General features: G+C 64.6%; 19 protein-coding genes. 9 read left to right on the forward strand and 10 right to left on the reverse strand.

Translation table 11 applies throughout. The annotated features are described in order from the left end of the window. Positions 1-58: 58 nt before the first annotated feature. From J7355_RS12105 to J7355_RS12120, 4 genes are all read left to right on the forward strand, one after another. Positions 59-622, forward strand: coding sequence for a YetF domain-containing protein (locus J7355_RS12105; RefSeq protein ID WP_209063062.1), 564 nt, complete (start codon positions 59-61; stop codon positions 620-622). 170 nt (positions 623-792) lie between these two features. Continuing rightward, on the forward strand, positions 793-1,959 hold the full coding sequence (locus J7355_RS12110; RefSeq protein ID WP_209063063.1) for an MFS transporter: 1,167 nt from the start codon (positions 793-795) through the stop codon (positions 1,957-1,959). Positions 1,960-2,066: 107 nt separating this feature from the next. Next, positions 2,067-2,411 (forward strand): hypothetical protein, encoded by a 345-nt coding sequence (locus J7355_RS12115; protein WP_209063064.1) that lies wholly within the window; start codon positions 2,067-2,069, stop codon positions 2,409-2,411. Positions 2,412-2,538: 127 nt separating this feature from the next. Continuing rightward, positions 2,539-3,156: a DUF6655 family protein gene (locus J7355_RS12120; RefSeq protein WP_209063066.1), complete on the forward strand. Its 618-nt coding sequence runs from the start codon at positions 2,539-2,541 to the stop codon at positions 3,154-3,156. Between the two features lie 106 nt (positions 3,157-3,262). Here the strand turns inward: J7355_RS12120 and J7355_RS12125 are convergent, their stop codons facing one another. The 3 genes from J7355_RS12125 to J7355_RS12135 form a co-directional block, all read right to left on the reverse strand. Continuing rightward, positions 3,263-3,442: a CsbD family protein gene (locus tag J7355_RS12125; RefSeq protein ID WP_209063068.1), complete on the reverse strand. Its 180-nt coding sequence runs from the start codon at positions 3,440-3,442 to the stop codon at positions 3,263-3,265. A 202-nt stretch (positions 3,443-3,644) separates the two neighbouring features. Further along, positions 3,645-4,172, reverse strand: coding sequence for a cytochrome b (locus tag J7355_RS12130; RefSeq protein ID WP_209063069.1), 528 nt, complete (start codon positions 4,170-4,172; stop codon positions 3,645-3,647). Between the two features lie 103 nt (positions 4,173-4,275). Next, entirely contained in the window at positions 4,276-4,647 is a 372-nt protein-coding gene (locus J7355_RS12135) for a VOC family protein (RefSeq protein ID WP_209063071.1), read from the reverse strand. Between the two features lie 219 nt (positions 4,648-4,866). Here J7355_RS12135 and J7355_RS12140 point away from each other — a divergent pair, with 219 nt between their 5' ends. After that, positions 4,867-5,838 (forward strand): ABC transporter ATP-binding protein, encoded by a 972-nt coding sequence (locus J7355_RS12140; RefSeq protein ID WP_209063073.1) that lies wholly within the window; start codon positions 4,867-4,869, stop codon positions 5,836-5,838. Beyond that, on the forward strand, positions 5,835-6,596 hold the full coding sequence (locus tag J7355_RS12145) for an ABC transporter permease (RefSeq protein ID WP_209063076.1): 762 nt from the start codon (positions 5,835-5,837) through the stop codon (positions 6,594-6,596). The genes J7355_RS12140 and J7355_RS12145 overlap by 4 nt, the downstream gene beginning before the upstream one ends. On the opposite strand, the gene J7355_RS12150 is transcribed toward J7355_RS12145, so the two are convergent. Further along, complete coding sequence (locus J7355_RS12150) at positions 6,591-7,022, reverse strand: 3D domain-containing protein (RefSeq protein WP_247739958.1); 432 nt, start codon at positions 7,020-7,022, stop codon at positions 6,591-6,593. The two genes, J7355_RS12145 and J7355_RS12150, sit on opposite strands and share 6 nt — an antisense overlap. A 343-nt stretch (positions 7,023-7,365) precedes the next feature. Here J7355_RS12150 and J7355_RS12155 point away from each other — a divergent pair, with 343 nt between their 5' ends. Continuing rightward, positions 7,366-7,974 (forward strand): DUF6655 family protein, encoded by a 609-nt coding sequence (locus J7355_RS12155; RefSeq protein WP_209063078.1) that lies wholly within the window; start codon positions 7,366-7,368, stop codon positions 7,972-7,974. Between the two features lie 44 nt (positions 7,975-8,018). Here the strand turns inward: J7355_RS12155 and J7355_RS12160 are convergent, their stop codons facing one another. Continuing rightward, positions 8,019-8,417, reverse strand: a complete 399-nt coding sequence (locus J7355_RS12160; protein WP_209063080.1) for a hypothetical protein — start codon at positions 8,415-8,417, stop codon at positions 8,019-8,021. Positions 8,418-8,610: 193 nt separating this feature from the next. Here J7355_RS12160 and J7355_RS12165 point away from each other — a divergent pair, with 193 nt between their 5' ends. After that, positions 8,611-10,053 carry a sensor domain-containing diguanylate cyclase gene (locus J7355_RS12165; protein WP_209063082.1) on the forward strand — a complete coding sequence of 481 codons (1,443 nt, stop codon included), beginning with the start codon at positions 8,611-8,613 and terminating at the stop codon, positions 10,051-10,053. A 9-nt stretch (positions 10,054-10,062) separates the two neighbouring features. On the opposite strand, the gene J7355_RS12170 is transcribed toward J7355_RS12165, so the two are convergent. Beyond that, positions 10,063-10,815, reverse strand: coding sequence for an MBL fold metallo-hydrolase (locus J7355_RS12170; protein ID WP_209063084.1), 753 nt, complete (start codon positions 10,813-10,815; stop codon positions 10,063-10,065). A gap of 187 nt (positions 10,816-11,002) precedes the next feature. Between J7355_RS12170 and J7355_RS12175 the strand changes: the two genes are divergently transcribed. Continuing rightward, positions 11,003-11,557: a DUF2058 family protein gene (locus tag J7355_RS12175; protein ID WP_209063085.1), complete on the forward strand. Its 555-nt coding sequence runs from the start codon at positions 11,003-11,005 to the stop codon at positions 11,555-11,557. Positions 11,558-11,573: 16 nt separating this feature from the next. Here J7355_RS12175 and J7355_RS12180 read toward each other — a convergent pair whose 3' ends face one another. The 4 genes from J7355_RS12180 to J7355_RS12195 all read right to left on the reverse strand — a co-directional run bounded on the left by J7355_RS12180 (position 11,574) and on the right by J7355_RS12195 (position 14,356). Continuing rightward, positions 11,574-11,777 (reverse strand): hypothetical protein, encoded by a 204-nt coding sequence (locus J7355_RS12180; RefSeq protein ID WP_209063087.1) that lies wholly within the window; start codon positions 11,775-11,777, stop codon positions 11,574-11,576. A 60-nt stretch (positions 11,778-11,837) separates the two neighbouring features. Continuing rightward, the gene (locus J7355_RS12185; RefSeq protein ID WP_209063089.1) at positions 11,838-12,173 is read right to left on the reverse strand and encodes an alpha/beta fold hydrolase; all 336 of its coding nucleotides are present in this window, start codon (positions 12,171-12,173) and stop codon (positions 11,838-11,840) included. Continuing rightward, complete coding sequence (locus tag J7355_RS12190) at positions 12,104-12,427, reverse strand: hypothetical protein (protein WP_209063091.1); 324 nt, start codon at positions 12,425-12,427, stop codon at positions 12,104-12,106. The genes J7355_RS12185 and J7355_RS12190 overlap by 70 nt, the downstream gene beginning before the upstream one ends. 117 nt (positions 12,428-12,544) lie before the next feature. Next, positions 12,545-14,356, reverse strand: coding sequence for a CocE/NonD family hydrolase (locus J7355_RS12195; RefSeq protein WP_209063094.1), 1,812 nt, complete (start codon positions 14,354-14,356; stop codon positions 12,545-12,547). Positions 14,357-14,417 lie beyond the last annotated feature (61 nt).

A 14,417-nucleotide genomic window follows, 5' to 3' on the forward strand; every position in this document is an offset into this window, starting at 1 on the left:
CGTCCATGCCGGCGCCGAATGACGCCGCCCGAAGCCGAACGAACAGGACACACCCCGCATGAACTGGCAATGGATTACCGCCACCGGCACCACGCTGGCGATGGTGCTCGTCTCCGGCATCGGCATTTATGTCGCCCTGCTCGCCCTGACCCGGCTGGCGGGACTGCGCAGCTTTTCCAAGATGTCGAGCTTCGATTTCGCCACCACGGTCGCGTTCGGCTCGATAATCGCGTCGACACTGCTGTCGAAAAACCCACCGCTGGCGAGCGCGGCCTTCGGGCTCGCGGTGCTCTATGGCCTGCAATATACGGTGTCGCGGGCGCGCCATGTCAGCCCGCGCATCCAGCGGCTGGTCGATAACGAGCCGCTGCTGCTCATGGCCCGCGAACGGGTGCTGGAAGCCAATCTGCGCATTGCTCGGGTCACGGAAGACGACTTGCGCTCGAAACTGCGCATGGCTGGGGTGACCGACCGACGACAGGTGCTCGCCGTGGTTTTCGAGACCACCGGCGACTGCTCGGTGCTCTGCCGCGGCGACACCCTGGACCCGTGGTTGCTCGCCGAGGTACGCGGCGCCGAACAGCTGGAGCCCGAGTTCGCCGCCGCGCGCGCCCGGGACTAGCCCTGTCCGGCAGGCCGGCCGCCAGCCTGGCGTGCCGGCGTCATCACGGCGTCATGCGAGCCACGCCACTCTCGCCCTCGCCGGCCTTTTGAACCGATTGCCGGCCTGGCCTTGAAATTGCTGCATACAGAAACGATCTATCCACGTTCTGTATCACCACCCGGAGCCCCATGCCGAGCTCGACCCGTGCCCTGCCTGTTCTGATCGCGCTCGCCACCGGCGGTTTTGCGATCGGCACCACCGAATTCGCCACCATGAGCCTGTTGCCGTTCATCCAGCGCGGTTTCGATCTCGATCCGTCCACGGCCGGTCATATCATCAGCGCCTACGCGCTGGGTGTGGTATTCGGCGCGCCGGTCATCACCGTGTTGGCCGCGCGCGTGGCACGCAAGCCGCTGCTGATCGTGCTCATGGCGGTATTCGCGCTCGGTAATACATTGAGCGCGCTCGCGCCCAGCTATGGCTGGCTGATGGTGTTTCGCTTTCTCAGCGGTGTTCCGCACGGTGCCTATTTCGGCCTGGCCTCGCTGGTGGCCGCGTCGGTGGTCGATCCCGGCAAGCGCACCCAGGCCGTGGGCTACGTCATGCTCGGGTTGACCGTGGCCACGGTGGTCGGCGTACCGCTGGCGACCTGGCTGGGCAATCTCGCCGGCTGGCGTTCGGGCTACTGGGTCATCGCCGCGCTCGCCCTGCTGGCCGCCACGCTCATCGCGCTGTTCGCACCGCGCGACCGGGCCTCGTCAACGGCAAGCCCGCTGCGCGAGCTGGGCGCACTGGCGCGTGCCTCGGTATGGCTCACGCTGGCGATCGGCGCAATCGGTTTCGGCGGCCTGTTCGCGGTCTATACCTATCTCACATCCACGCTGGATGAAGTCACCGGCATGAACGCCTACTGGATGCCGCTGGTTTTGGCCGTGTTCGGCATCGGCATGACGCTCGGCAATATCGTGCTGCCCCGCCTTGCGGACCGGGCGCTCATGCCCACGGCCGGCGGCCTGCTGGTATGGAGCGCGCTATCACTGGCGGTGTTCCCGCTGGTCGCGCACAGCCCCGTGGGCATCACCATCGACGTGTTCTGTATCGGCATCGGCGGCGCGCTCGGCACGGTGCTGCAGACCCGGCTGATGGACGTGGCCGGCGATGCCCAGAACCTCGCCGCCGCGCTCAATCATGTCGCCTTCAATGCCGCGAACGCGCTCGGCCCATGGCTGGCCGGGCTGGCCCTCGCCGCGGGCTACGGCCTGCCGTCGACCGGCATCGTAGGCAGTGCGCTGGCGCTGGGTGGCCTGGCGATCTGGGGCGTGGCGGTGACGCGAAAAACCGCGACAGAAACATGAGCCACCCGGCCCCGGCTTTACATCCGAGCGGCGTGGGCGTCTGATAATCCCATGATCGTTCATGCGGAAGGCGCCTTTGACGCGCGCCGCGCAACACGGAGTTCACCATGACCCTGCGGCCTGCCCTGATTGTCTGTATCGCCGGTCTTTTCGCGCTGCCCGTGACCACGTTCGCGGCCGACGCCATCGACGGCGCCACCTCGGGCCAACGCGCCATACAGCCGGAAACGTCGAACGGCGGGCGCGCGATCACCCCGCCGACCCAGCAACGCGAATCCGCACCCGCGCGGCTGCGCAGCGCGCCCGACACCGGCAGCAGCGGATCGACCCTCAACGGCTCGAGTGGCAGCAGCGGCGCCGTGATCGAGCGACGCGAACGGTTCAAGAGCGATTCCCGACCGCTCAGCGACACCATCGAACAGCGTCGCAAGGCGTTCGAAAGCGGTAACTGACCGACAGCACGCGCCGCGTTTCCACCGCGGACATGCCTGATCGCCATGCGCGCGCATGGCGGCGGATAAAACTTTCGCCCGGACCGCCTGTCACAGCGACACATCTCGAGTCCGTCCGAAGGAGTCCATGCGCCGGATTACGCTGATCACGTTACTGACCGCGGGCGTTTTGCTCGGCGGCTGCGCGTCGATGCGCGAGACCCAGCCGCCGCGCACGGCGAACGAGGAACTGCTGCTGTCCAAGGCCGTCGACGAGGCGACGCAGCAGATCGACCCGACCGTGGCCAGGGACGCCAACGTCTTCGTCGACGAGGCTGATTTCAAGACCGAATCCGATCGCCACTACGCGATCAGCGCCATCAACGACCGGCTGCTGGAACGCGGCTACCGGCTGGTGCCGTCCCGCAGCGAGGCGGATACGATCGTCGCCATTCGCTCCGGCGCCCTGTCGATCAACAAGGAAAGCCAGCTCTGGCTCGGCATTCCGACCATCACCGTGCCGGTACCCCTGGCCGGGCCGCTGGAAACGCCCGGTCTGGATCTGTTCCGCACCATCGACCGCACGGGCGTGGCGAAATTCGGCCTGAGCTTCTACGACGCGCAGACCGGCGAACTGCAGGACACGGTCGGCCCCGTCTACGGTTTCTCGCATCTGAACCGTCGCAAGATCCTGATGCTCGGCTGGACCGAAACCGATCTGCTGCCGGAAGCGGCTGCAGAGCAGAAAGAGGTGGTCGAGCCTTAAAAGTCCCCCTTAATCGACTTCGCATCGACCTCGATTGGCGGCGGACAAAAAAACGCGCCGGGAATGACCCCGGCGCGCCGTTCTGTAGTGCGTTCTCGGCCGCGATCTACAGCTTGTCGCGCACCTTGTCCTTGGCCTCGCCGTATTTGTCCTGAAGCTTTCCTTTCTTGCGCTGGGCCTTGCCCTCGGCTTCCTTTTGCTCGTCGCCGGTAACCTTGCCGATACCTTCTTTCACGGCGCCCTTGACGCGCTCGGCAGTGCCTTTCTTGCGATGTTCATCAACCATGGAATGACTCCGTGTGATGTCGACGCGACTCCTGCAGCGTTCGACGCTGGGTTCACGGATACGCCGGCGGGACTTTCCGGGGCAGGAATGCACGGCGCATACGGCGGCGGGATGCCGCTTACATACCGACCTTCGCAGGCCGCATAGGTTCAATATGCAACGGTTGCAGGCAGCCGACTATCCGCATTAATACCGGCGAACGCTAGAGCATGCGTTCGAGCGTGTCGTCGCGCCGGATCACGCGGTGATAGAGCGCACCGGCGACATGCAGGACCACGAGCGTGATAATCGTCCAGCTCAGCCAGTAGTGCACCGCCGATATCACGGGCGCGATATCGGGCGACTTGCCGATCGGGCTCCAGACCGGAATCAGGCCGAACCACTGCAGAGGAAAACCGTGGGCGTTGGTGGCCAGAAAACCGCTGACCGGCATCGCGATCAGCGCGATATAAAGCGCCCACTGGACGGTATCCGCAAGACGCGCCTGGGCTGCCGGCATGGCCGGGCGTGGCGGTGGCGTCTTGAGAAACCGCACGCACAGCCGCGCCAGCATGAGCCAGAGCACCAGAAAACCCAGCGATTCGTGCCAGAGATAGAACGACGTCTTGGCGTCGTCCTTGATGAACCCGATCACCGCGCCCAGCGGCCAGACGGCGAATACCAGCACCGCGATGATCCAGTGAAAACCCTTGGCCAGCGGGTGAAAGGATGAGACGGATTGCTTTGGCATGCGTTTCCTCCCGGTCCGGCGATTCGCCGTTTCCTTCAGGCTACGCCATGCGCGTGGCACATGGTTGCAGGGCACGCGCCGCCGGGCCCGGCGGCGCGACCGATCAGCCGAAGTGGAAGAAGGCGATCTTGTTGCCGTCGGGGTCGCGGATATAGGCGCCGTAGAACTGATCGGGTATGCGCTGGCCCGGCTCGCCGTCGCAGGTGGCACCGAGTTCGATGGCCTTGTGGTAGAACGTGTCGACTGCGGCCTTGGAACCGGGTTGCAGGGCCAGCATGTTGCCGTTGCCGGGATGGTTCGGCTGCTCGTCGTAGGGGATGCACACGGCCAGCATCGGTTGGCTCATCTTCTCGCCGATGAAACAGATACGGCCCATGTCCAGCAGCACGCGCGCGTTCATGTCCGCAAGCAGGGATTCGTAGAAGCTTTTCGCGCGCGTCATGTCGCTCACGCCAATGGTTACATAGCCGATCATCGGCCTCTCCTCTTTGTTGTCGAGCGCTGAGCGTACACCAGCGCCGTGACGGGCACGCGAGCACGTATCGCCGAAGCCCATTCGCCCGCTGGACGCGCCGCGGCTGAATCCCGCGTTTCACTTCGACACGTACCGCCGTAACCTACGCCCTTTCGGCCAACCCGGCCGGACGCCCGTCGCTTGCCGGCGGGCCCGCCATTCAGTGACAAGGACGACGCGGTGCAGCCGATTATCTCGATCCGGGGCCTCAACAAGCGTTACGACTCCGGCTTCCACGCATTGAAAAACGTGAATCTGGATATCGCCGACGGCGACATCTTCGCCCTGCTCGGCCCCAACGGCGCCGGCAAGACGACGCTGATCAGCGTGATCTGCGGCATCGTCAACCCCAGCGACGGCGAGGTGCGTGTCGACGGCCACGAGATCATTGCCGACTATCGCGGCGCACGCGAACTGATCGGCCTGGTGCCCCAAGAGCTGACCACCGACGCCTTCGAGACGGTCTGGGCCACGGTGAGCTTCTCGCGCGGGCTGTTCGGCAAGCCCAAGAACCCGGCCCATATCGAAAAGGTGCTCAAGGATCTGTCGCTGTGGGACAAACGCAACGACATGCTCATGACGCTCTCCGGCGGCATGAAGCGGCGCGTGATGATCGCCAAGGCGCTCTCGCACGAGCCCAGGATTCTTTTCCTCGACGAACCCACGGCCGGCGTCGACGTGGAACTGCGCCGCAGCATGTGGGAGGTGGTGCGCTCGCTGCGCGCGCACGGTGTGACCATCATCCTCACTACCCATTACCTCGAAGAAGCCGAGCAGATGGCCGACCGCATCGGCGTGATCAACGCCGGCGAGATCATCCTGGTCGAGGAAAAGAACGAACTCATGCAGAAGCTCGGCGAAAAACGCCTTACCCTTCATCTGCAGGACAGCATCGACACCGTGCCCGACACGCTGGCGCGCCACGAACTCGATCTGGTCGATAACGGCCACGCCCTGCTCTATACCTACAACGCGAACGACAAGCGTACCGGCGTCAACTCGCTGTTCCGCGACCTCGACAGCGCCGGCATTCGCCTGCGCGATGTCGATACCAAACAGAGTTCGCTGGAAGAGATCTTCGTGGATCTGGTCAAGACACCCACCCCCGAGCCGGCCGCCGACGCGCAGGCCACGGCCAAGGACAACGCATGAATTTCCACGCCATCGCGGCCATCTACAAGTTCGAAATGGCGCGCACCTGGCGCACGCTGTTCCAGAGCGTGGTGTCGCCGGTGATTTCCACCTCGCTGTATTTCGTGGTGTTCGGTTCCGCGATCGGTTCGCGGATCGACGAGGTGCAGGGGGTGAGCTATGGCGCCTTCATCGTACCCGGCCTGATCATGCTGTCGCTGATGACCCAGAGCATCTCCAACGCGTCGTTCGCGATCTACTTCCCCAAGTTCATCGGCACCGTCTACGAGCTGCTCTCGGCGCCGATCTCCTACGTGGAGATCGTAATCAGCTATGTGGGGGCCGCGGCGACCAAGTCCGCCGCGCTCGGGCTGATCATCCTCGGTACGTCGTTCTTCTTCGTGGATATCAGCATCGCGCACCCGTTCATGATGCTGCTGTTTCTGGCGCTGACGGCGATCACGTTCAGTCTGTTCGGCTTCATCATCGGCATCTGGGCCGATAATTTCGAAAAGCTGCAGATCGTGCCGCTGTTGATCGTCACGCCGCTGACCTTTCTCGGCGGCACGTTCTATTCAATCGACATGCTGCCGGCGATCTGGCAGAAGATCACCCTGCTCAACCCGGTGGTCTATCTGGTGTCGGGCTTTCGCTGGAGTTTCTACGACGTGGCCGACGTCAACGTCGGCATCAGCCTGTTGATGATCGGCGTGTTTCTGGCGGCCTGTCTCGTCATCGTGGCGTGGATATTCAAGACCGGCTACCGCCTCAAGTCATGAGGCATCGGCAACCTGGTACTCGATCTCGATATTCTGACGGCCCCACTCGAGCGCCCGCGAACGCTTCTTGAACAGAATGTCGATCTTGTTCTTCCAGCGCTTGTTCATCTTGTCCTGCACCGTATAGGTACCCGGCAGACCCTCGACGCGCACCTTGGTGCCGTGCGTCAGGCCCATGCGGATGAGATCGCGCGACACGGCGATCGCCTTGTCGCCGGGTTCGAGCTGGTCGCCAAACGCCGTCAGGCCGACGTTGCCGCGCTTGGTTTCCTCTTCGGCGAGGGTGAAGGACGTCGCCGTGACCTCCATCGTCTCCCAGGCGACCGCGCTGTCCGCCTCTTCACTGGCGCACCCCATCACACCGAAAACCATGGCGAGCCCGGCGATCCAGGCACCGCGTGCGGGAAACGTCTGCGTGTTCGTCATCGATTTCTCCATGCCGGCGAATACCACGAAACGCCGATGTGTTCGGTATCAATTATTATCATGTTGTCATCCGTATAGCCGCATCTGCTCATGTGGTGTCTGCGATGTCTGTCGCGGCGCAGCCATACGCCCACGGGCCCTGGCGCGGCATCGGCCGGTATCGGAACAAACGCCCGAAAACGCGAAAAACCGGACTTTCTGCGCAACCCACGCCGTGACAGACCACCGGTTTCACAGCCGCCAGGCCCACCGTAAAATCGGGATAAGACGTACGACGAAAGCCGGAGGCAGCCCGACGGCCGGTCTGTTAGCGTGATTACCCTCTTTCACTCCGAGCTTGTCGATGAACCGCGTTCTCCCGTTGCTCCTACCCCTGATGATCGTCGTGGCCGGCTGCACCACCATTCGCGAAACCGAACCCGGCCAGACGGCGCGGCATCAACTGTTGCTGAGCAACGCCGCGGACGACGTCAGCGCGCGGGTCGCGCCGAACCTGCCGGCGGGCACCCGGATCTATGTCGACACCACGAACTTCGGCTCGGAAGGCGAATACCGCAGCCAGTATCTGATCAGCGCGATCAAGGCCGAGCTGCTGCGTCAGGGCTACGGGCTGACACGTGACATCGGCAACGCCGACACCATTCTCGATGTCAGCAATGGCGCGCTGTCGATCGACCGTACCGAGAAACTGTTCGGGATCCCCAGCGCCGACATTCCGATTCCGCTGGCCGGTGACGCGACCACGCCCGAGGTCGCGCTGTGGAAAAGCAAGCGCCGTACCGGCATCGCCAAGGTGCTGCTGAGCTTCTACGACGCCGAGACCGGCACGCTGCAGAGTGGCGGCATGCCCCTCTACGGCTACTCGCACTACGACCGGTCGTCGATCCTGTTCTACGGCCGTACCGACACCGATCTCGAGGACACGCCGCCGAAGGCACGCAAGACGCGGTAATCGATTCGGCGCCCGCCGCGTCTGCCCCCGGCGGCGTCGGCCGGTCAGTCCGGCAGCAATCGCCAGCCGCTGTCCGCCTTGTCCGAGACCACGGTCCGGGTCTGTATGTCGCGCCGGTCGCCGGCGACGATGTCATAGCGCAGGCGGACTTCGTAGTCGCCGTTGTCGAGTTCGCGCGACTCGAATATCTCGACGTTCTCGACGCGGATCTGTGCGGGATCGGGCGCGCCGAGCGCACGCATGAACGCCACCCCCTGATCGCCGCCCAGCGCCTGCATCGCCGACTGCGCGCTCTGCAGATTCGCGCGCAACTGGGTCTGCAGCAGTGGCTGAAGATCGCCGGCGTCCGGCGCCCCCGAACAGCCGCCCAGCAGTAGCGCGAATGCCAGAGCAAGCGCGGCAACCGTGTGTCGTACCGGTCGCTGCCACGAATAACGGGCCATGGTGGTGTCTCGGTTGGTCGATGCGTTTCGCAGCACGGTATCGCCAGACGCCGCCGAACGCGACAAGCCGCCTGCTCTACCCAAGGCGTGATCGAACGATTACTCTCTGAGCGGGGGAATCTGTGGGGCGAAACGGCGACCGGCCATGCCGGTGGCCTGCGGCCATCCGACCGAATTCGGAAAAAACCAATCCATGCTGGCTCAAAAGAAACTCTATTCGGCGATCGCGCTCGCCGGCGTGCTCGTGTTCGGCTTCATCGCGACCAGCGTGATCAGCTATTTCCTGGCGCAGGAATCAGTCAGCGACCATATCGCCGAAGAGACGCTGCCGCTGACCAGCGACAACATCTATTCCGAGATCGAGCAGGATCTGCTGCGCTCGGTGCTGATTTCGTCCCTGATGGCACACGACACGCTCCTGCGCGACTGGACGCTGGACGGCGAAATCAACGCCGAGCAAATGGTGCGTTATCTTCGGGAGATACAGCAGAAGTACGACACCACCACCGCCTTCTACGTATCCGAAAAGACCCGCAACTACTATCACGCCAGCGGCGTGCTCAAGCAGGTATCGAGCGAAGATCCGCAGGACGACTGGTACTTCCGGACGCGCGCCATGAATGCGCCCTACGAGATCAACGTCGATACCGATACCGCCGATCCGAGCCGGCTGACCATCTTCGTGAACTACCGTGTGACCGACTATCGGGACCGCTTCATCGGCGTGACCGGCATCGGCCTGTCGGTGCATTCGGTCGCCGCCCTGATCGCGAGTTATCAGAACCGTTATGGCCGCGAGATCTATCTCACCGATCGCGAAGGCAACGTCACCCTGCGCGGTCCCGGTTTCGAGGGCTCGGAACGACTGCGCGAGCGTCACGGCATGGGCCAGATCGCGACCACCATTCTGGCGACGCCCAGCGCCTCGGTAAGCTATGAGGGTCGTGATGGGCGCCGGGTGTACGTGAACAGCCGGCTGATTCCGGAGTTCGACTGGTACCTCATCGTCCAGCAGGCCCAGTCTTCGGCGGAGACCCGCGTACTCGGCGCGCTGCTGATCAACATCGCCGTCGCGCTGGCGATCGCCGCCGTGGTGACCGCGATCGGCTGGTTTTCCGTGCGCAACTACCAGGCCGGACTGGAAGCCATGGCCGGTACCGACACCCTGACCGGATGCACCACGCGCCGAGTGTTCGAGGCGATTTTCACCCAGGCGCTCAAGAACGCGTTGCGCAACGACGTGCCGCTGTCGCTGCTGGCCATCGACGTCGACCGTTTCAAGCAGATCAACGATCAGTACGGCCATGCGGCCGGCGACCTGGTGCTGTTCACGCTCACGGATATCTTCCGCGCGCATCTGCGCGACAACGACACGGTCTGCCGCTGGGGCGGTGATGAATTCCTGATCCTGCTCGGCGACTGCACGCTCGAAAACGCCATGAAGGTGGCCGACGCCATCCGGCTGGACGTGGCCGGCCATACGATCCGCGCCGCGGATCAGACGATCGACTGCACCATCAGCGTCGGCGCGGCCCAGTATGTACGCGGCGAGGAACTGCCGTCACTGATCGCACGCGCCGATCGCGCCATGTACACGGCCAAGCGGGAAGGTCGGGACCAGGTCGTCAACGCCTGAGGCAGCGCCCTACTCGCCGTACCAGTCGCGCAGACGCACTTCGGTCGGCGCGTCCTTCGCCGCCAGCAGATCGCGGAAGACTTCCGTGTCCTGGCCGCGATAGTGGTAGGGATAGACCACCGCCGGCGCGAATTCGGCGACCGCATCCGCCGCCTGCTCGACACCCATGGTGTAGGGCAGATTCATGCACACGAAGGCCACGTCGATATCCTTGAGCGCGCGCATTTCCGGGGTACCTTCCGTATCCCCGGAGATATAGACACGCTTGTCGCCCAGGGTGAGCACATAGCCGTTACCCCAGCCTTTGGGATGGCGCGATTCGGGGCCTTCCGGCAGGTTGTACATGGGCACCGCCTCGATACCGAGGCCGGCATCAGTATGCACGGTCTCGCCGTTGGCCATCACGGTGCGGGTATGCCCGTAGGCCTCGCCGATCTCGTCGGCCACCGACTGCGGCATGACCACGATGGTCTCTCGGGTATCGAGCGCGGCCAGAGTGTCGCGATCGAGATGATCGCCGTGGGAATGGGTGAGCAGGATCACGTCGGCGGTCGGCAATCCAGCATAGGTTTCGGCGCCACCCGTGGGGTCCACATAGATCGTGCGGTCTTTCCATTCGAGCACGAAGCTGGCGTGGGCGATCGGGTACAGCGTCGCCGGGCCGGCGTCGGTTTCGACGAGCGTTTCGCCCCGGGGCGCGGCATGGAGAACACCGCTGGCCAGCACCAGCAGACCGGTTATCAGAATGGCGAGTCGTCTCATGGCGAACCTGTGCGCAAAAGCGTGAATGACGAGCCTACGGCAATCCACAAGGCGCCGAGGCGAAGCGTGTCCCCCAAATCTACGTGCGCGCCGCGATGGGCGGATGATGTCGCCACTGATAATGCCCGGCCAGGGCAGCCTTCGATAGAATGGGGCAACACGATTGCAGCCCGCGCACGAGACCTCGATGTCGAAAACGCTACAGGAACAACTGCTTCAGTCCGGCATTGCCAAGCCCAAGCAGGCCAAGAAGGCGCGCCGCGAGAAGACACGCCAGGCCCAGGCCGCACGCCGCGACGGCAAGACGCCTGACGAACAGGCGGCACTCGCGCGCGAAATCGCCGCCAAGGACGCAGGCAAGCGCGACTACGACCGGCGCCTCAACGAACAGCGCAAGGCCCAGCGCGAGGCGCAGGAAAAACAGCAGATGGCGGCTCAGATCATCGATCAGAACCGCATCAAGGCGGAAGGCGACGGCGACAACGCGGTGGCCTACAACTACACCGTCAAGGGCAAGATCAAGCGCATCATGGTGAGCGATGCCCAGCGCCGCAGCCTCGCGGCGGGCAGGATGGCCATCGTGCGCCACCGGGGCAATGCGGCGCTGGTCACGGCCGCGATCGCCGAGCGCCTCCAGCCGCTGATTCCTGAACGTGTCTGGCTGGCCACGCCCGAAGACGACACCCCGGATCCGGACGACCCCTATGCGGCCTATCAGGTGCCCGACGACCTGATGTGGTGAGCGCGGGCGTGCCCGTTCAGACGAAGAAACCGATCCAGTCCCGCACCGCCTGTGTCACCGCGGCCGGTGTGTGCGCCCAGCGCATGTGATCGGCACGGTCGCCGATGGTCTCGGCGTCCAGCGTCTTTTCGGTCAGGCGCGCACTCACGAACTTGGCCGTGACGGCATCGATGGACGCCGGCGGCGCGAAGGCGTCGTCCGCGAGGCGGATCGCGAGCACCCCGCCGGAATAGCCTGCAACCCGCGCATCCAGGTTCTGGTCCAGACCTGAGGCGCGATATCAATTGCTGCGCGCAAGTACGCGCCAGTCGTCCATCACCGACCGCGCTTCGTTGCCGCCGAAGCCGATACGCGCGCCGGGGTAATAGCCGAGCAACAGATCGCAGACCGGAATCACGCCGATGAGAAAACGCACCTTGTTGCGCATGGCCCCGGAAAACGCCTCCCGCCAGGGGCTGCCGGTGGCCACCAGGATCACGCCGTCGATACGTTGCGGATAGAGGCCCGCGGCCATGGCCGCATAGTGACCGCCGAGGCTGTGCCCCATCAGATAGACGGCCGCCCGGTCGCCCGGTCGCCCCGCGCCCAGGACATGACCGCCGGCAGGTCGTTGCACAGCACTTCCGCGAAACCCCAGTCGTCATGGCGCGACGGGCGCAGCGTGCTGTCGCCCTGGCCGCGCTGTTCGACCAGCGCCACGTTGAAGCCGGTTGCGGCCATCGCCTGGGCCAGCGGTGCATAGAAATGGCTGCCCATGCCCAATGCCGCCATAACAATGATCACCGGTGCGCCCTCGCGCCCGGCAAACCAGGTCACGGGCACCGAGTAACCCGAGGGCGTTACCACCCCGCGTGCCACGGCCTCCACCATCGTCGCGCCTCCCGCGCGGGCGATGATACGGCCCGCGCCTGTCTTTTCGGTCCTGTCCCGAAGACATGAAACGCGCTAAGCCAAACGCTTTGCAAGCCGCGGCGGGTTCGATTGCGCTCAGGGCGCCTCGGGCAGCACCCCGAGCAACGGCAGTTCGATTTCACCGGATACGCGCACGGTCGCATTTGCGAGATCGCGGCTGAACTCGAGCGGGTACTGCGGCAGAGACGTGCCCGACACGATGACCTGAATCTCGTCACCGGCATCCAGCCGTTCGGCGATACCGTGCAGCTCGATCTCGAACGTGCCGAGGCCGCGTACCGGGCGAACCTGATCGTCGATGATCTCGAGATTGCCGGGCTGGCCGTCGCGGCCGCGTGCCAGCGCCACGAATATGATCGCGTCACCGTCGGGATCGCCGACTGCCAGCGGCTCCACGGTAATATTCGCCGTCGGAATGCCGGCGACCACCTCGCCCTGTTCCTGCGCGGTGTAGATTGTCGTCGCCACACCCGTAGGCAGCGCCAGCGCGCTCTGCGGCACGAGCATGTCGAAGGCCGTGGTCGGCGTACCGCCGACGGCGATTTCGTCGACCACCACCCCGCGACCGGTGCCATCGGTTACCAGGCAGTGCTCGGGCAGGTTCTCGACGTACGCGATCGCCTGCGGATCCTGTTTGAGCTTGGCATCGAACCAGTTCATCGACAGCGTGAACTCGTCGAGCGAGCCACACTGGAACAACCCCGCCTCGCGGATATCGGGCGGCGTGAGCAGGATCGATCCACCGCTGGGCAGCACATGCCCCACCGGATACGTATACAGACGCACGTCGCCGCCGGCGTCTTCCATGCACTGGTAGTTCGCCAGCCCCTCGTTCATGTTGAACAGCACGTCGAACGAGCCTTGCAGGAACAGTGCGTCCACCGGCGGTGGCGAATCCGGCGCCACTTCGCGGCCCGGCTGCTGCACGTTTTCACAGAAATAACGATTGCTGTGATAGGTGAATTCCTGCTGTGCGGCCTCACCAATCGTGCCGGTGGCCAGCCCTTCGAGCAGCGCGTTGACGAACTGTTCGTCGAGAAACGACCCACCCGTACCCGACAGGCCGGTCAGCGCGGTGGCATAACCGGATTTGGGCACGTTGCCCACGTTGAGGCTGTAGTTGAGGTCATACCAGGTGATCTGCGGGATGATGGCGTCGAGGCGCTTGCGCGGATCGACATTGTTGAGCAGCAGCTGGTAACCGCCCCCGTAGGAGCCGCCACGCGCACCGAGCACGAGGTTGTCGTCGCGATAGGCCAGCCAGTCGAGATTGGCCTCGGCCCAGTCGACGATCTGGACCAGATAACGCCCCTCGATCTCCGGATCGAGCACGCGCACGCTGCCGGTGGACTGGCCGAACCCGCGCTGGTCGATGGATATCTCGCCGTAGCCGGCCTGTAGATAAGCCTGCGGCGGCCCGACGATGCTCGCGCCGGGCTGATCGGACAGCAACGTGTCGCGCCCCAGCGCGGGGATGCGCTGCGCGCCAAAGCCGTGGCCGAACAACAGCAGCGGGTAGGTTTCGCCCCCGACCAGTGTTGCCGGTTCGTGCACGGTAAAGGCGATGGTTTCACCGTCGAAGCCGGTGAGCGTCACGTCGTAGCTCACCCCGGCGCGCTGCTCGCCCTCTGCCGGCCCCGGCTCACCCTGACCGTCCGGATCGGGCAACGGCGGCGGTTCGGCGTCATCGCCACCCGCATCGGGCGTCTCGGATTCGTCCGGGGTTTCCGGCGTTTCGCCGCCGGTTTCTTCATCGACCGTACTCGCCGGGGGTTCGTCGGCCCCGTTCGCCCCGCCCAGATTCACGCTGGCGTCGTCCTTGCACGCCGACAGCGCCAGCAGCGCGGCCATGAGCAACGCCCATGTCGTCCATCGAAACCGGTTCATGCGCCCTCTCCCCTCGTTGTTATCTCGCGGCGCGGCATACGGCTCGCGCCGACATGGCGTC

It is taken from the genome of Endozoicomonas sp. G2_2 (assembly GCF_017744135.1).
Lineage (GTDB): Bacteria > Pseudomonadota > Gammaproteobacteria > Nevskiales > Salinisphaeraceae > Salinisphaera.